The sequence below is a fragment of the Streptomyces sp. NPDC002845 genome, from assembly GCF_053591955.1.
The window spans coordinates 1-19269 of record NZ_JBSFUU010000081.1; the positions used below are offsets into that span (position 1 = coordinate 1).

Here is a 19269-nt window from a genome sequence, read left to right on the forward strand (position 1 = left end):
CGACCGTGCTCAGCCCCTCCTTCGTCGGGGCCTGCGCGCGGTCGGCCCCTCGACACCGGCGCGTCCCTGCGGCTCTCTCACGCTGTAGGGCGCCCCATGGCCCTGTACGTCCACCCCGCCCGCCGCCACAGCTCCGGGTCGAGGGCGTTGCGGCCGTCCAGGATGAGCCGCGTCTTGACCGCCTCGCCCAGCGCCGCCGGGTCGAGCTCGCGGAACTCGCGCCACTCGGTCAGGTGCAGGACGACATCGGCGCCGTGCGCGGCCTCGACGGCGGAGTCGGCGTAACCGAGCGTCGGGAAGAGCCGCTGGGCGTTGCCCATGCCCTTCGGGTCGTACACCGTCACCTGGCCGCCCTGGAGGTGGATCTGCCCGGCCACGTTGAGGGCGGGCGAGTCGCGTACGTCGTCGGAGTCGGGCTTGAAGGTGGCGCCGAGGACGGCGACCCGCTTGCCCAGGAACGGCCCGCCCCCGAGGGCCTGCCGGGCCAGTTCCACCATCTGGCCGCGCTGGCGCATGTTGATGGAGTCGATCTCGCGCAGGAAGGTCAGCGCCTGGTCGGCGCCCAGCTCACCGGCGCGCGCCATGAAGGCCCGGATGTCCTTGGGCAGACAGCCACCGCCGAACCCGATCCCGGCCCGCAGGAACTTCTTCCCGATCCGGTCGTCGTACCCGATCGCCTCCGCCAGCTTCGCCACATCCCCGCCCGCGGCCTCGCACACTTCGGCCATCGCGTTGATGAAGGAGATCTTGGTGGCGAGGAAGGAGTTCGCGGAGGTCTTCACGAGCTCGGCGGTGGGGAAGTCGGTGACGACGAACGGCGACCCTTCGCCGACCGGCGTGGCGTACACCTCGCGCAGCAGCTTCTCGGCCCGCTCGCTCCTCACCCCGGCCACGATCCGGTCGGGGTGCAGCGTGTCCTGAACGGCGAACCCCTCCCTCAGGAACTCCGGGTTCCAGGCGAGCTCGGCGTCCTCACCGGCCGGCGCGTGCTCGGCGAGGTAGGCGGCCAGCCGGTCGGCGGACCCGACGGGCACGGTCGACTTGCCGACGACGAGGGCGGGAGCGGTCAGGTGGGGTGCGAGGGAGGCGAAGGCGGCCTCGACGTACGACATGTCGCAGGCGTACTCGCCGTGCCGCTGCGGAGTGTTGACGCACACGAAGTGCACATCGCCGAACGCGGCGACCTCGGCGTAGTCCGTCGTGAACCGCAGCCGTCCGCTGGACCCCTCGATCCCCGCGACATGCTTGCGCAGCAGCTCTTCCAGCCCCGGCTCGTACATGGGGACCTCGCCCCGCCGCAGCATGTCGATCTTCTCTTCGACAACATCGAGCCCGAGCACCTCGAACCCCAGATCAGCCATGGCCGCGGCGTGCGTGGCGCCGAGATAACCGGTGCCGATCACGGTGATCTTGAGGGCCATGGACGCTCCAAACAACTAGGTGCCGGCGCGTCAGCGCCGTCGTTGAGGGGTGGTGGTCGGGTGACGGGTGGGCATACGGGCCGGGGTGCGCTGCCTGAGCATAGTCGGGGCGTGTTCGAGCCCTTCACCGGGCAGATTCCCCCTGTCACCAAGCTCACGTACCCGTCCCGTGAGCCGACCTCTAAAATTTGAGTTACTTAACGGTAGTTAGCGTCAGCACCACACAGTCTCCCCTTCTGTTCTCTTCTATTTCGTCCGTTTTCGTCTGTCTTTCGTCTTTGGAGCGTGAGAGACCTTGGCCGGATCGGCTGATTTCGACCTGTACCGCCCGTCCGAGGAGCACGACATGCTCCGCGACGCGATCCGATCCCTCGCCGAGGCGAAGATCGCGCCGTACGCCGCCGCCGTGGACGAGGAGGCGCGCTTCCCGCAGGAGGCGCTCGACGCCCTGGTCGCCAACGACCTGCACGCGGTGCACGTACCGGAGTCGTACGGCGGCGCGGGCGCGGACGCGCTGGCGACGGTGATCGTGATCGAGGAGGTGGCACGCGTGTGTGCCAGCTCCTCCCTCATCCCCGCGGTGAACAAGCTGGGCTCGCTCCCCGTGATCCTCTCCGGCTCGGAGGACCTGAAGAAGAAGTACCTGTCGCCGCTCGCCAAGGGCGACGCGATGTTCTCGTACTGCCTCTCCGAGCCCGACGCCGGCTCCGACGCGGCCGGCATGAAGACGAAGGCGGTCCGCGACGGCGACCACTACGTCCTCAACGGCGTGAAGCGCTGGATCACCAACGCGGGCGAGTCCGAGTACTACACGGTGATGGCGGTGACGGACCCGGAGAAGCGCTCCAAGGGCATCAGCGCCTTCGTGGTCGAGAAGTCGGACGAGGGGGTCTCCTTCGGTGCCCCGGAGAAGAAGCTCGGTATCAAGGGCTCCCCGACCCGCGAGGTCTACCTCGACAACGTCCGCATCCCGGCGGACCGCATGATCGGCGACGAGGGCACCGGCTTCGCCACCGCCATGAAGACCCTGGACCACACCCGCATCACCATCGCCGCCCAGGCCCTCGGCATCGCCCAGGGCGCCCTCGACTACGCCAAGGGCTACGTCCAGGAACGCAAGCAGTTCGGGAAGCCGATCGCCGACTTCCAGGGCATCCAGTTCATGCTCGCCGACATGGCCATGAAGGTCGAGGCCGCCCGCCAGCTCACGTATGCGGCGGCGGCGAAGTCGGAGCGGGGCGACGCGGACCTCACCTTCCAGGGCGCGGCGGCGAAGTGCTTCGCGTCGGACGTGGCGATGGAGGTCACGACGGACGCGGTGCAGCTGCTGGGCGGGTATGGCTACACACGGGACTATCCGGTGGAGCGGATGATGCGCGACGCGAAAATCACACAGATATATGAAGGCACGAATCAGGTCCAGCGAATCGTGATGGCGCGGAACCTGCCGCAACGATGATGATCGGGAGCAACCCCGGCCGACCGTACGGGCCGGACGGGGCTGCTTCTTCACACATCAAGCCCCTTCACGTACTCCTTGAAGGGCACCGACTCAGCCAGGGCGATGCGCTGGTACTCGCGGATGGGCGTCACGTCGCCCTCGAACACTTCCCGGCCGATCTGCGTACCGTCTGCCTCGTAGTGCATGAGACGACTTCCCCTGGTCAAACAGCCAGAAGTCCTGGACGAGGCTCTATGGCGAGCCGACCAGGGAGGACTCCTTTACGGCGAAGACGGTGTCACATCGGCCGCGGACGTAGTCGCTGTGGGTGGCGATGACCACAGCGCATCCGGCCTCGCTCATCTCACGGAGGATGTCGACGACCATGGTGGTGTTGGCGTCATCGAGGGCGCCGGTCGGCTCGTCCGCGAGCACGAGAGCCGGCTGCTTGACCATGAGGCGGGCCAGGGCCACACGCTGCTGCTCTCCGCCACTGAGGTGGTAGATCTTCTCCTTCTCCCGCCCGCCCAGGCCAACGCGATCGAGGGCCTCGGCGATAGCTGTGCCAGCCTCGCCCTGCGAGGACCGCCGTGGTTTGACGGCCACCTTCAGATTGTCGGCGACGGTCACGTTCTCGATCAGGGCGTAATTCTGGAAGAGGTAGCCGAGAACGTCGCGGCGGAACCCACGGATCTCGCGTCGGCCGAATCGGGTGATGTCCTTTCCCTCATGACGGATCGCCCCCGCGCTCGGCCTGTCGAGCAGGCCAAGACAGTTGAGGAGGGTGGACTTGCCCGATCCGCTGGGGCCGACAAGGGCGAACATCTCGCCGCGGCTGACAGTAAAGGTGACATCGGACCACAGGGTCCGGGAACCGAAGGACTTCGACAGATTCTCGATATCAATCACGACAGTGCTCCTGCTGAGTGGAAGAGGATCGCGCGTGCGGGGGCTCATGCCTCGGTCGCCCCTTCCCTGACGATGCGACCGTGGAAAGCTGCAAGAGCGAGGAGCACAGCACCGAATTCGACAGCGACCAGCACAGCAATGATGCTGAGATCCAGCTCGGTGAGGTGGACGAGTGGGTGAGGGAGAGGGACGCCAGCAGCAGCGAGCTTCTCCAACTCCTGGTTCTGCAGCCATGTTTCGAAAGGCATCCGTGTGGCGAGGAGTACCGCAAGGGCCACCTCTACGCTGAGGATGAAGCGGTGGGTGGCTGTGTATCTCCAACCACTGATGTGCTGTACGAAGATAGCCTGGGCATTCTTACGCGAATAAATGATGCAGACGCCGACGCCAGCGATGAGGAGGACGGTCACAGCCAGCAGGAAGTTGAAGAGCTGCACTCGAAGCTCGTTGACAGCATCCCTCAGTTTCAGGGCAGAGTTCTGGCCGACAGGGCGCACGGCTGTCACATAGGTCTGCAGGCCGTTCGTCTCGATGGCACTCAGGACGTCATCGGGGTCGGGAAAGACGACTCCTTCCTGGGTGGCAAACGCGGTGTAGCCGTCGTCGGAGAGGAATTTCGAGCCGTTGGGGACCACGACAAGAACCGGGTCGCGTACCAGGGACCGGTCCTCCTTCGGACTGTGGGCTGCGTTGTAGACCTGGTTTCCGGGGTTGTAGGCGAAGACGCGCTGGCCGTTCTTCGCCTGGAGCGTCTCCAACTGGGTATGCCGGTCGAAACTCGAAGCCAACACTTCGGGGATTGCTGCGGTGATGGCCGCTGTCTGGCGGCCGAGCGATTCGGGGACGATGAGCCGCACCGGGTGCGTTTCCGGTGCCTTGCCGTCCTGGGCCACTGGGGTGTAGCGCCGTCCCGTCGGGTTGAGGACTCGCTGTTCCGCAAGGAAGGTTTCATTCACGACGAGCACCTCACCCGGCGGCAGTTGCGAGTCCGGGGCAAGGCTCTGGAGATCCCGGCGCCCAGCCAGAATGATCTTGCCTTCCCCGTCAGCTCGGCGCAGCCACGGACCTACCTCCTTGATCACCTGGTCCATCTCGCTGGGCAGGCTGCCGTTGAGGCGGATGGTGACGGCATCACCCGCTTCGGCGTAAGCCTCCCGGCTTTCCTGGCGCGCCAGTACATCCTGGCCCGCCGCTGCCACGTCCATGGCGATACCGAGGGCGAGCAGCAGCGCAGGGATGCGCACCAGGTAGACACTGATGGATGCAGCCCGGGCAGGCAGTTCACCCTTCAGGGCACGCAGTACGTCAACCTTGAACGTGAGGGCGAGCACCGCCGCGTGGGCGGCCAGCACCAGGAGAACGAACAGGCCGGCAAGGCCCGCGGCCACGGTGGCGAACAGCCCCAGCCAAGCAAGGCCGTTGTAGAAGCCGAGGAAAGCGAGCGTCCCGGCTGCCACAGCACCGGCCGCTACCGACCAGGACACCGCCAGCTGCCTCAGATCACGAACAAGGAGGTCTGCGAAGGACAAGCCCTGCAGTCGCAGGACCCCGTATGCCTTTGTGCTGAGCAGCACGCTCGCGCCGGTCATCGTCACCGCAGCGAGAGCAACCACCCAGAAGGACCAGTACAACACACCACCGGTATAGGCAGCGGCCAGTGTGGTGTACGAGAGAGGGTGGGACACGCTTGCACGCAGGCCGAGGTCGGTGAGCTCGGCAACCAGCGCATCAGCAGCCGCAGGTGACCCGAACACGTAGTACTGGCCCCGCGGATCACGCTGTCCGATCTCGGCGATCGGGTGCACGTCAGTCGTGTAGTTTCTGCTGAACGCCGGATAACCCTCGTCAAGCCACGCCCCCGCACCGGACTGCCGATTATCCGGAGCTAGATATAGATGCCGATGGCTGTCGGGGTCCCTCATATCGGGCACCTCACGAGCCACCGTGACGCCACGGTCGTCCGAAAACGATGCGATCGCTTGGGCGACCTGAGCGCCACTCACCGAATCGTCGGAGTCGAACACCCAAACCAGAGCCGAGTTTCCCAGCACCCCGTCCTCGTCCAGCCCTCGCACGAACAGAAACGCCAGCACGGCAGAGAAGGCCAACACGGCGACGTGGACGAACTTAATACCTCGGTGCAGCATTAGTTTCCTAGATCAGGGCACTCGGGAAAGCAAGCATTTTTCAAGACTTGGGATTGTGAACAGCCTGGCCCAGTGGGTGCGGCCGCAAGGCGGCCGAGGGCCCAGGTAGCTTCGCTACCTGGGCCCTCGGCAACGCAGCGAGCCCGCATGCCGGGCAGCGCGAAACTGACCGCGGCTACTGAGGGGCCCGCGAACACAGGACTACTTCGTGCAGCCCTTGTCCCAATATGCCCGGCCAACCGAGGAGCTGTCCTTCTCCGCCGAGGCCAAGGACCATGGCCCGGGCGAGGTGCAGCCGCTGTAGGACCAGTAGTTGCCCTGGACTGAAGACGAGTGGTTTGCAGTCGCGTGCTTGTAGTTCGACCACACGCTGCAGCAGCCCGTGCCGTAAGACCACGTGCCGCCGCCGACGTTGACAGCTGCCAGCGCCGGAGTGGCAGCAGCCATGACGATGGCAGCGCCCGCCAGGGCGGCCTTAACCCCGTTGGAGAATCTCAAGATTGACTCCTAGTCATGTATTGCTTGATCGGGACAGGTCAAGAGGATGGCCGCAGGGCGCGACCTTGTGCAACCAGATATCCATGTGATCTAGGTGACGTCACAATCCGGCCGTGGCCGAAAGGGTAGAGACTGCAGGTGTTCGGGGCGGCGGCAGCAAGTGGCCATCACCTTCCGGAATGTGAGGTCTGCGTGTCTCCAATAGGAAATGAGCACCGGCTGGTGTCAGTGGAAAGGTGGAGTTTGTCCGTTTGTGTCGAGACTCACGCGGACGCGGGAGGCGGTCGAGGTCGCGGAGGTGGAATGCGCCTTTCGACGGCCGACTGATGGTCCAGTGATGATGGCCGAAGAGATGGGCTCTACTCCCGCCCAAAAGCCCTGGACCCGCTTGGGGCTATGGTGATGGCTCCGATCGCGCCGTAGTGTGCGGAGGGCATCAGTATGAAGGCTATCGCTCTGGGGCGCCGGCGGATTCTGATGGCGCTTGCCGCGCCGCAGCCTCGGGAAGTGGCGTTCCCCTCCAGGAGCAGCTGTTGTCGGCGAGTTCCGAAGCAGCGCAGACTATGCCCCCTGTCATCGACGGTCGGTGTGGATTTCACGCCTCTCTGGCGCTCCGCGCTACACAACAGCCGGTCTGATGGCTCACTTTCATGTCCATGGACCGCTGATGTCGGTCCGCATCGCAACCCCGAGGGCCTCACACCTTCATGACTTCCCACATAGCCGTCCTCCGGCGCTGCCTACCCGTATGGCCCATCGTTCTCCAGAGCTGCCTGTCTAGCTGGATGATCCCGATGCTGTGGACTCTCGCCTTCGGCCTGTGGGGGCTGCCCCGGCAGCACAGTGTGTGGCGGGACGAGGCCGCGACCTGGCAGGTGGCCCAGCGGTCGGCAGCCGACATCTGGCACATGCTGGGGCAGGTCGACGCCGTGCACGGGCTCTACTACCTGTTGGTGCACGGACTTTTCGAATGCTTCGGGCCCAGTACCACGACGCTGCGGCTGCCCTCCGTGCTGGCGATGGCGGTGGCGGCGGCCTGTGTGGCGGTCATCGGCCACCGGCTGGCAGGAGCCTGGGCCGGCTTGGGGGGCGGGCTGGCGTTCGGGCTGCTTCCGGCCGTGCAGTTCTATCTCCAAGAAGGCCGCCCGTACGCGCTGGTCATGGCCGCGGCAGCGATCTCGACGCTGCTGCTGGTGACCGTGTTCGAGGAGCGTGGTGGGACGATGCGCTGGGCGGCGTACGGCGGCACGGTCCTGCTGTGCGGGCTACTGAACTGGCTGTCGCTGCTGATACTGCCCGCACACGCGGCGACGCTGGCCTGGACGCAGGCCCGGCGCGGGACCTGGACACGCTGGGTGGCTACCTCGGCGATCGCTACTGCGTGCGTGCTGCCGTTGATCCTGTTCAGCCGAGGCCAGTCCAAACAGATTTCCTGGATACCGCCGCTGACCTGGCACATGATGATCGGCCCGGCTGTCTTGCTTTCGATCGGCGGCCTCGGAGCCCTACTGAATCGGCCGCAAGTAGGCCGACTGTCGGCAGCGGCCGTCGGGCTGCCGCTGCTGGCCGTGCCGCAGATCGGCCTGATCGGTCTCTCGCTCGTCCAGCCACTGTTCTTGGACCGGTACGTTCTGTTCAGCCTGCTGGGTCTGGCACTGCTGATCGGTGCGGGGCTGGGTGCGGCGATACGGGCAGCCACTCCGCGGTTCCCGAGAGCATCGACGTGGATTCTCCCCGTGGTGGTCGCCGTATCGATGTTGGCGCTGCTGCCACAGTCGCTTGCCAAGCGGTCTCCGTCGAGCCGGGTGGACGACGTACTGGCGGTGGCAGCAGACGTGCGGCGTCTGAAAGAGACTGGGAACGCGGTCCTGTTCGTTCCGGCGGCGCGGCGCGACACCAAGTTGGTCTCCCCCGACGCCTTCACAGGTCTGCGGGACGTCGCTCTGGCGGAGAGCCCAGAGGAGTCCGGGACGCTGAAGGGTGTGGAGGCCAGCCCAGTCCGGATACGGGCTGCGATGCTGGCCCAGCGGCGGATCCTGCTGGTCACGGACGCAGCGAAGGTTGCGCAGCCGGTGGCGGCGGAACGGGACAGGGTGAAGATCTCCGTGCTGAGGGAGTACTTCACGGTGGTGGCGGACGAGCAAGTCCGCGGTCGGAGGGTGACGGTGTACAAGTGGCTCGGACCAACTCAACGATCTACCGGCGGAAGTCGAGCGGTTAAGCCGGACGTGTAGTCGGGTACCTTGCCGAGGACATGGGCTCGTCGCCCGGCCTACTGTGTTCCTGCCCGAAGAACGGCGACAGCGTCGCTCTGGACAGCAACCGCTTCAAAGGGCAGGGTGACTGGGCACCTGCCACGGCTGCGGTACTCTTGCGCTGCACGGAGGTCGAGTCCCTGCTCCCCGGTGCCTGCGCCAATGAAGATCCACTATCTTGAAGTCGCTGGTCACAGGGCTGGTGTGAGTCGTTGATCGTGCACTCGTGCGGCGTGTGATGTCGTCGGGTATATCTCGGAGGTGGGCCACGGTGTTCAGTACGGCGCGGGTGTAGGCGGCCGACTGGAGCAGGCCGGGGATCACCCAGGGCTGGTAGACGCGGAAGCGACGGGTGCGCTCGAAGAGCGGCGCCACAGACTGTTGGACGCGCCGCAGGCCCGCCCACTCCATGCGCCGCCATTGGACGTACGCGCCCTCGATACCACATGCCGTGGCGGATCAGGTCGGCGGTTTGGTCCTGGGCGGCGCAGAGCGTCGTGTACGTCCGAATGTCCGCGTCTGACGGGGGGTGCGCCCGTTCTCAAGTCGCGAGCACTTCGACTCGTGCCAGTCGGCACGCAGGGCCAGCTCCCGCGCTGTAAGGCCGGCGTCCTTGCGAATCTCGCGAAGACGCCGACCAAGGGTCTGCTGTGCCTGCTGAACACTGGATGAAGTCACACCGGGGATTGTGGATCAGACGAGCCTGTAGTCCGCGTGCGGCACCGACAGGGCCCAGACGGCCTCGAACGCATTCGAGCACAGCTTCACGACGGCCGGATCGTCGGTGAACTCCTCGTCGTCCGGAGCAAGTTCGCCATCGTCGGCGAAGTGGTGGAAGACGACCGAGCTGTCGTCGAAGAGCCAGAAGTCGTTGCCGGACAGGGCCAGTGCGGACGCGCGACGGCGAGGCAGCCAGCGCACTTGCTCGCCTGCCTCCACGTTGGAGCCGGTCAGGTGGTGTTCGAACCGGATGTAGTCCGACACGGGCTCCGACATGATCCGGGCCCTGCGTACCTCAACCCCCTGGGCTACGAGGTCGGCGACGAGCCGCAGCCACGGCCGACGCTCCGGGTCGCTTTCGGCGGGATCGTCACGGACGCCGTTCTGCCAGGCGACGAACCGAGGGTCGGAGCGCATGTACTCGTCGCGCATCTCCAGATGGACTGCGGACCGGGTGCAGCGCCGCAGCCGGTCCTCAAGAGTGGGCACCGCCACGGTTCTTCACCCCTGGGAAGAGCGCTGTGCCAAGTCCGAGAGGAAGTCCGTCCAGGCGGTGGGCTGGAGGGTGACGTGGGGGCTGGGCGGGTTCTTGGAGTCGCGGATGTGGATGGCGGCGGGGGTGGTGGCTATCTCGACGCAGTTCGAGGCGTCGGGGCTGTAAGTGGATTTCTTCCAGTGGAGTTCGGACACGGTTACCTCAGACGGTCTGGGCGATGCGGTGGATCAGGTCACGGGACTCTGCGGGTTTGAGGGCCTTCGCCTCGATACGGTCGAGTACGAGACGGTACTTGTCCAACTGGGCCTCGGCGTCAAGGAACTCGCAGCCGTGATGGGTATCCAGCTGAACAGTGTCCAGCTGAGGGACCGACCCCAGGAGATAGTCGACGGACTGTCCGGTGCCGGGAAACGAGCCCTTGCCGAACGGGATCACTCTTACGGTGACGTGGTCCAGCTCGCTCATGTCCAGAAGGTGCTGGAGCTGAGCGCGAATGGTCGCGGGGCCGCCGTACCCCATGTGCAGTGCGCACTCGTGGATCATCGCCGTGTACGGGGGCGGGTCCTCGCGGTGGAGGATTCCCTGCCGCTTGATCCGGTGGCTGACGCGGTGCTCGATCTCGTACTGCCGCAGTGCAGGCACCGCCTCCTTGAAGAGGGCGCGGGCATGGTCGGTCGTCTGGAGTAGCGCAGGGATGTGAATGACGAGGGCGACGCGCAGGGCTGCAGCGTGGTGTTCCAGCTCGGCGAGGTCGATGAGGCCGACCGGCAGGTCGTCGCGGTAGCTGTCCCACCAGCCGCGCGACTGGCGCTGCGCCATCGCGGCAAGGGCATCCACGAGAAGGGTGTCTCCGCAGTCGTAGGCCCGTGCGAGGGAGCGGACACGGTCGGCACTGAGGGGGCTGCGCCCTGTTTCGATCATGCTGACCCGTCCTTGGTTGACGCCAAGCCTTGTGGCTGCGCCCGTGGCCGTAAGGCCCGCACGCTCACGGAGCTTTCGCAGCTCAGCCCCCAGACGTCGTTGTCGCAGGGTGGGTGTGCTGGTGGGTGGCAAGGGGGCCTCCTTTCCGGCCGCGGCGCGGCGCTCGGGTACCTCACACGAGGTAACTGCTGATGCATTTCCCTGAATTCACTGAGAAGTATCTCAGTGCTGCGCTAGCGTAGCGCCACATCGCCCCAACTCTCTCCGTCCATAAGCCGGAAGCGCACCGATCCAGGCAATCCCACCGCTCGGCACGGCAGTTGAGCGAGCCCGATCCCCCTTCCCTGCGAGACTTCTGGAGGTTTCCATGCGCACCGTATCCCTGACCGACACCTGGGTGTACGCCCTCCGCCTGCCCCGCGACCCCCGCGCGGCACGGGTCGCACGTATGACCGTACGGTCCGTGCTGGACAGCCACGGCAGACCCGAAGTCCTCGACGCGGTCGAGCTGTTGACCTCCGAGATGGTGACGAACGTCTACCTGCACACCGACGGCCCCGCATCCCTCCGCCTGACCGCGCTCGCCGACGGACGTCTGCGGGTCGGGGTCTGGGACAGTCACCCTCTCATTCCGGCACCCTTCGGCCGACCGCCCCACGACCACGTCCCACTCGGCCCGCCGGACGCCGACGGGGGACGCGGCCTGCGCCTCGTACAGGAATACGCTGACTGCTGGGGCGGCGTGCCCCTCGGCGACGGCCCGTTCGACGGCCGCGCCGGGAAGCTGCTCTGGTTCGAAGTGGGCGGACGGCACCTTGGAGGACACCTTGGACGAGACCTCGGGTGAAACCTCTCCCTCTGCCCCACCGGAGGGGTACGACGGACGGTTGCCGATGTCGCGCACTTCGCCGGAGTGGGCGGGAAGCCGTAACCTCATTGGGCCCAATGGGCGGCCTGGAGCGAAGGCCGCCGGAATGCCCGGCACGGCACCCTGCGCGGCGTCTGTCGCGGACTGTTGGCCCCCTCTGGTCCCCCAGGAGAAGCCATGACTCAGCCCGGAACCACCACGGCCATGAGCAAGGAGATGCAGGACTGCGTCGACGCGTGCATGTCCTGCCACGCCAACTGCGAGGAGACCATGAGCTCCTGCATGCACATGGGCGGTCAGCCGCAGATGCAGATCATGCGCGCGCTGATGGACTGCGCCGAGGCGACCCGTGTGTGCGCGGACATGATGATGCGCCGCTCGCCCATGTCGGCCGAGATGGGCGAGCTGTGCGCGCGGGCCTGCGACATGTGCGCCGAGGCATGTATGTCCATGCCGGACGACCCGCAGATGAGGGGCTGCGCCGAGGCGTGTCGCCGCTGTGCCGAGAGCTGTCGCTCGATGGCGGGTGCCACGATGTGACGGGCGCGTGACGCCGGTCCGGCCGATTCGGGGGCGCCTTCGGGTGCCCCTGAATCGCTGACCAGCCCTTTCGCCGAACTGGATAGGTATACGAAGCTACTTGTACATCCTGATCATGGCGTTCATGTCCTGACATCCGCTCCACTGCTGTCTCCCCCTCCGGATGCAGGAAAGGCAGCGGCGCATGGCGGACACGGACAACAACGGCAGAAACAGCGGGTTCCTCAGAGTCCTCGGCAGAGGAGACGTCCTGGCATTGGCCTTCGGGGCCATGATCGGGTTCGGCTGGATCGTTCTGACTTCCGGTTTCATCAACGACGCCGGGCCGGTGGGCGCGGCGATCGCCATCACCGTCGGCGGCCTGATCGTCGTACTGGTCGGGCTCACCTATGCGGAGCTGGTCTCGGCGATGCCGAAGGCCGGCGGGGAGCACCACTACGCGCTGCGGGCGCTGGGCGGGCGCGGGGCGTTCGTGGCGTCCTGGGCGATGGTCCTCGGCTATGTCTCCGTCGCGGCCTTCGAGGCCGTGGCCCTGCCGCACAGTATGGTCAACCTCTTCCCGGACATGCTCGCCGGCCACATGTGGACGATCGCCGACTACGACGTCTACGCCAGCTGGGTCGCCGTCGGTGTGCTCGCGGCGATCGGCATCACGGCCGTCAACTACATCGGCATCCGCCCGGCCGCCGTCTTCCAGACCATCGCCGTGCTCTTCCTGCTCTGCGCGGGCGCCGCGCTGCTTGTCGGGGCGCTCAAGGGCGGGTCGGCCGACAACATGCGGCCGATGGTCAGCGGGGGCATGGACGGGATCTTCACGGTGCTGGTCGCCGTGCCCTTCCTCTTCGTCGGCTTCGACGTGATCCCGCAGTCCGCCGGGGAGATCAAGCTGCCCTACCGCCAGGTCGGCAAGCTGCTGGTGATCTCCGTGGTGGGCGCGACGGCCTGGTACGTCATGATCATGCTGACCGTGGGTTCCGGGCTCGATGCGGGCTCCCTCTCCGAGTCGAACCTTGCCGCCGCCGACGCCATGGCCGCCCTGTGGAACAGCGAGGCCATGGGCAACGTCCTCATCGTCGGCGGTATCGCGGGCATCCTGACCAGCTGGAACGCCTTCCTCATCGGCGGCAGCCGACTGCTGTACGCCATGGCCGAGTCCCACATGATCCCGGCCTGGTTCGGCAAGCTCCACCCGAAGTACCGCACGCCCGGCAACGCCGTCCTCTTCATCGGCGCCCTGACCGTCCTCGCTCCCTTCTTCGGCCGGGCGATGCTGGTCTGGCTTGTCGACGCGGGCGGCATCAACATCGTCGTCGCGTACGTCGTCGTGGTCCTGTCCTTCCTGGTCCTCCGCCGCCGGGAGCCCGCCATGGAGCGCCCGTTCCGCACCCCGGCCGGTCCCGTCGTCGGGGTCAGCGCCCTTCTGCTCAGCCTCGGCCTGGGCGTCCTGTACCTCCCAGGCATGCCCGCGGCCCTGATCTGGCCCTCGGAGTGGGTGATTGTGGGAGCCTGGTGGCTCGTCGGCGCTGTCTTCCTCTGGCGCCTGCCCAAGATCTCCGCCGGCGAGGACGCCGAGGAGCGCCTGATCGCGGCGGTGGGCGCCCGCTGACGTCGCGTTCTCGAACGCCGGACGGGGCGAAGACCAGCCTCTCCGGCGTTTGGCCTACGCTCCCCCCGGGACGGAGCCCTCATCACAAGCTCAGCACAGGCCTCAACGCCCGCTCCAGGTCTTGCGTCGCCCGGAAGTGCACCCCTCGCATCCCCAACCCCACCGCCGCCTCCACGTTCACCAGAGTGTCGTCCACGAACAGGCACCGGTCGAGCGGGACGCCCGCACGAGTCGCCGCGAGCTCGAAGATGCGGGGGTCGGGTTTGGCGAGCCCGACGCGGGCGCTGCTCACCACGTGGTCCGCGAGGTCGGTCAGGTCGAGGGAGGCGAGGTCGGCCTCCAGGGTGACCGATGCGTTGCTGACCAGGACCAGCGGTACGCGGGCCCGGACCCGGCGGAGCAGCGACACCACGGTGGTGTCGGCGTGGAAGGGCGCACTGGCGAGCGCGTTGCCCAGCTCGTAGGCCAGGGGTTCGGGGACGATCCCGGAGAAGCCCTCCACGATCGACACCACCCACTCCTGCGGGGTGATCCGCCCCAGCAGCAGCGGCAGATCGGTCTCCGGCGCGAACGCCACCTTCATGGTGGTGCCTTCGGCCAGCCCGGCGGAGCGCTCCAGCGCGGCCACCTCGGAGGTGTCGTAGAACCGGATGACGTTGTCGACGTCGCAGAGCACCGCGTCGAACGGTCGTTCATTCATGGCCACGGCGCTCAGTCGCCCGACACCGTCACCTTCTCGTCGTTGTTCAGCTGCTCCACCAGCTGCTTGACCTTCGCCTCGTCCCAGACGAGGTTGCCGCCGGAGGAGCCCGAGATCGGCATGTTCATGGACTTGCCGTCGCCGCCGGTGACGCCCTTCATGGCCCAGAACATGCCGGCGAGATCCCAGAGGCTCATGTCCTTGTCGACGATCAGGGTGTCGAGGCCCGCGCCCATCGTCGGGTAGAGCTTGAAGGGGTTGAGGACCGTGCTCGGCGTCGCGGCCTGACTGGAGAGGGCCGCGAGGAACTTCTGCTGGTTCTTCGTACGGTCGAGGTCGCTGCCCGCGAGCGCGTACCGGGTGCGGACGAAGGCGAGCGCCTCCTCGCCGTTCAGGGTCTGCGGGCCCGCCTCGAAGTCGGCGCCGGACTTCGTGTCCTTCAGGCCGCCCTCGGGGATGTCGATCTCGACACCGCCGACCGCGTCGACGATGTTCGCGAACCCCGCGAAGCCGATCTCGGCGTAGTGGTCTATGCGCAGGCCGGTGTTCGCCTCGACGGTGCGGACCAGCAGCTCGGGTCCGTCCTCCGCGTACGCCGCGTTGAGCTTGACCTGACGGCCGGTGCCCTCGTAGAGCTTGCCGGACTCGGAGCCCTTGAAGGAGGGGATCGTGACGTTCGAGTCACGCGGCAGCGATATCAGCGTCGGCCCGTTGCTGCCCGTGTGCAGGATCATCATCGTGTCCGTGCGCTTGCCCTCGGCGGACCCGGTGCGCAGTTCCTTCTTCTGCTCGTCGGTCAGCCCCTCGCGGCTGTCGGAGCCGACGATCAGGTAGTTCGTGCCCTCGCCCGCCTCCGGCCGCTCGATGACCACCGAGAGGTCCACGTCACGGTTCAGCTTGGAGTCGGCCCAGAAGTACGTACCGACGGCCGTGACGACCAGCACGGTCGTCACCGTGATCGCCGTCAACTTGATCCGGCGCCGCCAGTTCGGTGCGGGCCGGTCGCCGCGCCCGCCATGGCCGGCGGGGCCGCCCGGCCCGCCGGGCGAGCCGTACACCTGGCCGGTGTTGTAGCCGCTGTCGTACGGATCGGCCGCGCCGTATCTGTCGCCGTACCCGTCGCCATACCTGTCGTCGTACGACGGCTGCTGCGGCACCCCACCCTGAGGCACCCCGCCCCGAGGCGGCGCGCCCGCGGGGCCACGCTGCACGCGCCGCATCACGCGCGCGCCCTCAGGCTGTGCGCCGGCGCTGCCGTGTCCGTATCCGCCGCCGCGGTTGCTGTCGGACCATCCCTCGGGCCAATTGTTCATGGGCCCAAGTGTGCAGTGCTGGGCGGTGTGGTTCACAAGGGTCGGAGAAAAACGGAGGCAGGGCTGTTGCGAAGCCGACACAAATCGCACAGATGTCACAGCGGCATAAGGTGGACGCCATGACAGACCAGGCCCCCACCCCGGAACCCAATATTCCGGGCAAGCCGACCTCGGCCTCCCGAACCACCCTCAGCCACATCATGACCCACAGCGACACCAACCTTCTCGGGACGGTGCACGGTGGAGTGATCATGAAACTGGTCGACGACGCGGCCGGCGCCGTGGCGGGGAGGCACTCCGGCGGGCCCGCCGTCACCGCGTCCATGGACGAGATGGCCTTCCTCGAACCGGTCAGGGTGGGCGACCTCGTCCATGTGAAGGCCCAGGTGAACTGGACCGGCCGTACGTCCATGGAGGTCGGCGTCCGCGTGCTCGCAGAACGGTGGAACGAGTCGACGCCGCCGCAGCAGGTCGGCTCGGCCTATCTCGTCTTCGCGGCCGTGGACGCCGACGGCAAGCCGCGCCGGGTGCCTGAGGTGGTCCCGGAGACCGACCGGGACCGGCGGCGGTATCAGGAGGCCCAGATCCGCCGGACCCATCGGCTGGCCCGGCGGAGGGCGATCATGGAACTCCGGGAGCAGCGGGCGGCGGAGGGGTACGCGGACTGAGGGCGCCGTTTCCCGGCGGCAGGACGGCCCCGGCGACAGAGGGCCCCGGCGGCACGACGGCCCAGTGGCACGACTTCCCGCAGCTACGACGGCTACGAGCACGCCACCTCGTCCCCCTTCTTCACCACCCCGGCCTCCCCCTGCCCTTGCCCCTGCTCCTCCCCCTGAGGCTCCTCCGCCCGCACCTTCCGCACCTTGTCGAAGTCCGCCCCCACAATCACCTTCAACGTCGCCCCCAACTCCTCCACCGCCCGCAGCTCACTCCCCGGCAGCGCCGCCGCCAGCGACTTCGCCGAGCGGTCCCAGCGCGGGTCGTACGCCACGACCGTGCGCCGTACGTCACGGTCCTGCGCGTTCACGGGCAGCCGCGTCGTACGGAACCCCGTGGCCGCCAGCTGCCCATCGACCCGCTTGGCGAGCCCGGAGATCGTGGTCCCGTTCTCGACCTGGACGCGGATCTGCCGCGGGGGCACGTCGACGCGGGCGGCGGCGGACGCGCGGCGGACGTTGTGCGGGGCCAGCGGCCTGTCGTCGCGGAGGGCCTTGAAGAGGCGGGCCGACTTCGTCTCGTCCCACTTGAGCGTCGAGCCGATGCCCTCCACCGTGTACCCCATCCGCCCGATCGGCACGGTCGTGAACTCGGAGGAGGAGGGCGAGAAGTTCCGCATCGCGCGGGCCAGGCCGAGCAGCTCTCCCGTGCCGAACTCCTTGTCCGCGCGCACCGATCCGAGCACGGTCCGGGTCACGTCCCGGAGCTTCATCGGGTTGAGCAGGACCCCGGAGGAGGTGCTCTGCGCGATGAGGGAGGCCATGAAACGCTGCTGGCGCTGCATGCGGCCCAGGTCGGAGGAGCCGTCGGCGTGCCGGGAGCGGACGTACTGCAACGCCTCCCCGCCGTTCAGCTCGTGCGAGCCGGCCGCGAGGTCGAGCCCGGTGTAGGAGTCCTTCAGGGGCTTCGCCGTGCAGATCTCGACCCCGCCGAGCACATCCACCGTCTTCATGAAGCTGACGAAGTCGACCTCCACGTAGTGGTCGATCTTGACCTTGGTCATGTGCTCGACCGTGCGCACGGTCAGCCGCGGCCCGCCCTCCGCGTAGGCCGCGTTCAGCTTGACCGGGTGCGAGTCGTGCTTCTCGCCGGTCGTGCGGTCGGTGTGCGGGGGCGTCTCGGCGTACGAGTCGCGCGGCAGGCTCACCACGCTGGCGCGCTTCCGGTCCTCCGAGATGTGCACGATCATCATCGTGTCCGTGCAGTGGCAGGGGGCGCCGCCGAGCCGGTACTCGCGCCGGTCGGCCTCCGTGACCCGGTCCCGGCCGTCCGTGCCGACCAGCAGGACGTTGGTGCCGTGGCCCGCGTCGGGGCGGTTCTTCATGTCCTTGAAGGGGTCGACCCGGGCGATGTCGTCGTCGAGGCTGGTGACCACGGCGTGCCCGATGCCGGCCGCGGCGAGGACCACGACCGAGAGCGTCGTCACCGCCCGCGTGGCCCAGCCGGCCCGCCCGCGTCGTACGGGCGGCCGTCGCTCGGGGGACTGCCGGGGGCGGCGCGACGGAGGGGCGGGGGACGTGGGCACGGGGACACCTCCGCGAAGTTGGGCGTGGGAGCCGCGAGATGGGAGCCGCGAGAACCGTAGGCCCATACGATCTCCGGCCCGGGCCTTCGGGCCGGGCGGCGCGCGTTGGTGTCCCCCGTTCGCGGTAACGTGAGCCCCCTATGAACGCCAAGCCCGACGTGCAGCTCCCCGCCGTGTCTGTGATCATGCCCGTCCTCAACGAGGAACGGCATCTGCGCGGAGCCGTCCAAGCGATCCTCGCGCAGGAGTACGCCGGCGAGATGGAGGTCGTGATCGCCCTCGGTCCGTCCACGGACCGCACGGACGAGATCGCCGCCGAGCTCGCCGGCGAAGACCCGCGGGTGCACACGGTCCCGAATCCCACCGGCCGTACGCCCGCCGCGCTGAACGCCGCGATCAAGGCCTCCCGCCACCCCGTCGTCGTCCGCGTCGACGGCCACGGCATGCTCTCGCCGAACTACATCGCCACGGCCGTACGGCTCCTGGAGGAGACCGGCGCGCAGAACGTCGGCGGGATCATGCACGCCGAGGGCGAGAACGACTGGGAGCACGCGGTCGCCGCCGCGATGACCTCGAAGATCGGCGTCGGCAACGCCGCCTTCCACACGGGCGGACAGGCCGGCCCCGCCGAGACCGTGTACCTCGGGGTCTTCCGGCGCGCGGCCCTCGAACAACAGGGCGGCTACAACGAGGAGTTCATCCGCGCCCAGGACTGGGAGCTGAACTTCCGCATCCGTGAGGCGGGCGGGCTGATCTGGTTCTCGCCCGAGCTGAAGGTGTCGTACCGGCCCCGGCCCTCCGTGCGCGCCCTCGCCAAGCAGTACAAGGACTACGGCCGCTGGCGGCACGTCGTCGCCCGGTACCACGAGGGCTCCATCAACCTGCGCTACCTCGCCCCGCCGACCGCGGTGTGCGCGATCGCGGCGGGCATCGTCCTCGGCGCGCTGGTCACCCCGTGGGCCCTCCTCGTCCCCGGCGGCTACCTCGCGGCGATCGTGGCCGGCTCGGTCCCGGCGGGCAAGGGCCTGTCACTGAAGGCCCGGCTCCAGATCCCCGTCGCCCTCGCCACCATGCACATGTCGTGGGGCTTCGGTTTCCTCACCAGCCCGAGGTCGCTGGCCAAGAGGGTCATCGCCTCGCGGCGCCCGGCGGTGCTCAGCCGGCAGGGCTGAGCGTCACCCCCCGTACCACC

Annotated in this window: 19 protein-coding genes and 1 pseudogene; 7 read left to right on the top strand and 13 right to left on the bottom strand. The window is 67.6% G+C overall.

From position 1 onward, the window contains the following. Window positions 1–77: 77 nt before the first annotated feature. Window positions 78–1421, bottom strand: coding sequence for a UDP-glucose dehydrogenase family protein (locus tag ACWD3C_RS38695; RefSeq protein WP_451151689.1), 1344 nt, complete (start codon window positions 1419–1421; stop codon window positions 78–80). 295 nt (window positions 1422–1716) lie between these two features. Here ACWD3C_RS38695 and ACWD3C_RS38700 point away from each other — a divergent pair, with 295 nt between their 5' ends. Further along, a complete protein-coding gene (locus ACWD3C_RS38700) occupies window positions 1717–2880 on the top strand; it encodes an acyl-CoA dehydrogenase (protein WP_451151691.1) in 1164 nt (387 codons plus the stop codon). A 50-nt stretch (window positions 2881–2930) separates the two neighbouring features. Here ACWD3C_RS38700 and ACWD3C_RS38705 read toward each other — a convergent pair. The 4 genes and pseudogenes from ACWD3C_RS38705 to ACWD3C_RS38720 form a co-directional block, all read right to left on the bottom strand. After that, window positions 2931–3108 (bottom strand): annotated as a pseudogene (locus ACWD3C_RS38705) (DUF6879 family protein); the annotation flags it as partial. Window positions 3109–3114: 6 nt separating this feature from the next. Beyond that, the gene (locus tag ACWD3C_RS38710) at window positions 3115–3771 is read right to left on the bottom strand and encodes an ATP-binding cassette domain-containing protein (RefSeq protein WP_451151693.1); all 657 of its coding nucleotides are present in this window, start codon (window positions 3769–3771) and stop codon (window positions 3115–3117) included. A gap of 44 nt (window positions 3772–3815) precedes the next feature. Next, window positions 3816–5918 carry a bacteriocin-associated integral membrane family protein gene (locus tag ACWD3C_RS38715; protein ID WP_451151695.1) on the bottom strand — a complete coding sequence of 701 codons (2103 nt, stop codon included), beginning with the start codon at window positions 5916–5918 and terminating at the stop codon, window positions 3816–3818. 201 nt (window positions 5919–6119) lie between these two features. Then, window positions 6120–6365, bottom strand: coding sequence for a lactococcin 972 family bacteriocin (locus ACWD3C_RS38720; protein WP_451151749.1), 246 nt, complete (start codon window positions 6363–6365; stop codon window positions 6120–6122). A gap of 845 nt (window positions 6366–7210) precedes the next feature. Here ACWD3C_RS38720 and ACWD3C_RS38725 point away from each other — a divergent pair. Next, the gene (locus ACWD3C_RS38725; protein WP_451151697.1) at window positions 7211–8650 is read left to right on the top strand and encodes a glycosyltransferase family 39 protein; all 1440 of its coding nucleotides are present in this window, start codon (window positions 7211–7213) and stop codon (window positions 8648–8650) included. 93 nt (window positions 8651–8743) lie between these two features. On the opposite strand, the gene ACWD3C_RS38730 is transcribed toward ACWD3C_RS38725, so the two are convergent. From ACWD3C_RS38730 to ACWD3C_RS38750, 5 genes are read right to left on the bottom strand one after another with little or no spacing between them, the layout of a single operon-like run. Further along, window positions 8744–9082, bottom strand: coding sequence for a Scr1 family TA system antitoxin-like transcriptional regulator (locus ACWD3C_RS38730; RefSeq protein ID WP_451151699.1), 339 nt, complete (start codon window positions 9080–9082; stop codon window positions 8744–8746). A 48-nt stretch (window positions 9083–9130) separates the two neighbouring features. After that, window positions 9131–9349, bottom strand: coding sequence for a helix-turn-helix domain-containing protein (locus ACWD3C_RS38735; protein ID WP_451151701.1), 219 nt, complete (start codon window positions 9347–9349; stop codon window positions 9131–9133). 15 nt (window positions 9350–9364) lie between these two features. Next, on the bottom strand, window positions 9365–9880 hold the full coding sequence (locus tag ACWD3C_RS38740) for a DUF6879 family protein (protein WP_451151703.1): 516 nt from the start codon (window positions 9878–9880) through the stop codon (window positions 9365–9367). A 12-nt stretch (window positions 9881–9892) separates the two neighbouring features. After that, on the bottom strand, window positions 9893–10081 hold the full coding sequence (locus tag ACWD3C_RS38745; RefSeq protein WP_451151705.1) for a DUF397 domain-containing protein: 189 nt from the start codon (window positions 10079–10081) through the stop codon (window positions 9893–9895). Window positions 10082–10088: 7 nt separating this feature from the next. Then, window positions 10089–10940, bottom strand: coding sequence for a helix-turn-helix domain-containing protein (locus ACWD3C_RS38750; RefSeq protein WP_451151707.1), 852 nt, complete (start codon window positions 10938–10940; stop codon window positions 10089–10091). Between the two features lie 235 nt (window positions 10941–11175). Between ACWD3C_RS38750 and ACWD3C_RS38755 the strand changes: the two genes are divergently transcribed. The 3 genes from ACWD3C_RS38755 (at window position 11176) to ACWD3C_RS38765 (ending at window position 13822) form a co-directional block, all read left to right on the top strand. Continuing rightward, window positions 11176–11655: an ATP-binding protein gene (locus tag ACWD3C_RS38755; RefSeq protein ID WP_451151709.1), complete on the top strand. Its 480-nt coding sequence runs from the start codon at window positions 11176–11178 to the stop codon at window positions 11653–11655. A gap of 198 nt (window positions 11656–11853) precedes the next feature. After that, window positions 11854–12216, top strand: a complete 363-nt coding sequence (locus tag ACWD3C_RS38760) for a four-helix bundle copper-binding protein (protein WP_451151711.1) — start codon at window positions 11854–11856, stop codon at window positions 12214–12216. A 184-nt stretch (window positions 12217–12400) separates the two neighbouring features. Continuing rightward, complete coding sequence (locus ACWD3C_RS38765) at window positions 12401–13822, top strand: APC family permease (protein ID WP_451151713.1); 1422 nt, start codon at window positions 12401–12403, stop codon at window positions 13820–13822. Between the two features lie 82 nt (window positions 13823–13904). Here the strand turns inward: ACWD3C_RS38765 and ACWD3C_RS38770 are convergent, their stop codons facing one another. Further along, window positions 13905–14522, bottom strand: coding sequence for an HAD family hydrolase (locus ACWD3C_RS38770; RefSeq protein ID WP_451151715.1), 618 nt, complete (start codon window positions 14520–14522; stop codon window positions 13905–13907). Between the two features lie 11 nt (window positions 14523–14533). Beyond that, complete coding sequence (locus ACWD3C_RS38775; RefSeq protein WP_451151717.1) at window positions 14534–15835, bottom strand: LCP family protein; 1302 nt, start codon at window positions 15833–15835, stop codon at window positions 14534–14536. A gap of 119 nt (window positions 15836–15954) precedes the next feature. Here ACWD3C_RS38775 and ACWD3C_RS38780 point away from each other — a divergent pair, with 119 nt between their 5' ends. After that, window positions 15955–16503 carry an acyl-CoA thioesterase gene (locus ACWD3C_RS38780; RefSeq protein ID WP_451151719.1) on the top strand — a complete coding sequence of 183 codons (549 nt, stop codon included), beginning with the start codon at window positions 15955–15957 and terminating at the stop codon, window positions 16501–16503. Between the two features lie 92 nt (window positions 16504–16595). On the opposite strand, the gene ACWD3C_RS38785 is transcribed toward ACWD3C_RS38780, so the two are convergent. Then, complete coding sequence (locus ACWD3C_RS38785; RefSeq protein ID WP_451151721.1) at window positions 16596–18077, bottom strand: LCP family protein; 1482 nt, start codon at window positions 18075–18077, stop codon at window positions 16596–16598. A gap of 140 nt (window positions 18078–18217) precedes the next feature. Between ACWD3C_RS38785 and ACWD3C_RS38790 the strand changes: the two genes are divergently transcribed. Next, window positions 18218–19249: a glycosyltransferase family 2 protein gene (locus ACWD3C_RS38790; protein WP_451151723.1), complete on the top strand. Its 1032-nt coding sequence runs from the start codon at window positions 18218–18220 to the stop codon at window positions 19247–19249. Window positions 19250–19269 lie beyond the last annotated feature (20 nt).

What these genes read in the sequence shown, in the direction of transcription:
- ACWD3C_RS38695 (WP_451151689.1), bottom strand. Translation starts at nt 1,421, where the DNA reads ATGGCCCTCAAGATCACCGTGATCGGCACCGGTTATCTCGGCGCCACG.
- ACWD3C_RS38715 (WP_451151695.1), bottom strand. Translation starts at nt 5,918, where the DNA reads ATGCTGCACCGAGGTATTAAGTTCGTCCACGTCGCCGTGTTGGCCTTC.
- ACWD3C_RS38720 (WP_451151749.1), bottom strand. Translation starts at nt 6,365, where the DNA reads ATGGCTGCTGCCACTCCGGCGCTGGCAGCTGTCAACGTCGGCGGCGGC.
- ACWD3C_RS38725 (WP_451151697.1), top strand. Translation starts at nt 7,211, where the DNA reads ATGCTGTGGACTCTCGCCTTCGGCCTGTGGGGGCTGCCCCGGCAGCAC.
- ACWD3C_RS38730 (WP_451151699.1), bottom strand. Translation starts at nt 9,082, where the DNA reads ATGGAGTGGGCGGGCCTGCGGCGCGTCCAACAGTCTGTGGCGCCGCTC.
- ACWD3C_RS38755 (WP_451151709.1), top strand. Translation starts at nt 11,176, where the DNA reads ATGCGCACCGTATCCCTGACCGACACCTGGGTGTACGCCCTCCGCCTG.
- ACWD3C_RS38760 (WP_451151711.1), top strand. Translation starts at nt 11,854, where the DNA reads ATGACTCAGCCCGGAACCACCACGGCCATGAGCAAGGAGATGCAGGAC.
- ACWD3C_RS38765 (WP_451151713.1), top strand. Translation starts at nt 12,401, where the DNA reads ATGGCGGACACGGACAACAACGGCAGAAACAGCGGGTTCCTCAGAGTC.
- ACWD3C_RS38770 (WP_451151715.1), bottom strand. Translation starts at nt 14,522, where the DNA reads ATGAATGAACGACCGTTCGACGCGGTGCTCTGCGACGTCGACAACGTC.
- ACWD3C_RS38775 (WP_451151717.1), bottom strand. Translation starts at nt 15,835, where the DNA reads ATGAACAATTGGCCCGAGGGATGGTCCGACAGCAACCGCGGCGGCGGA.
- ACWD3C_RS38780 (WP_451151719.1), top strand. Translation starts at nt 15,955, where the DNA reads ATGACAGACCAGGCCCCCACCCCGGAACCCAATATTCCGGGCAAGCCG.
- ACWD3C_RS38790 (WP_451151723.1), top strand. Translation starts at nt 18,218, where the DNA reads ATGAACGCCAAGCCCGACGTGCAGCTCCCCGCCGTGTCTGTGATCATG.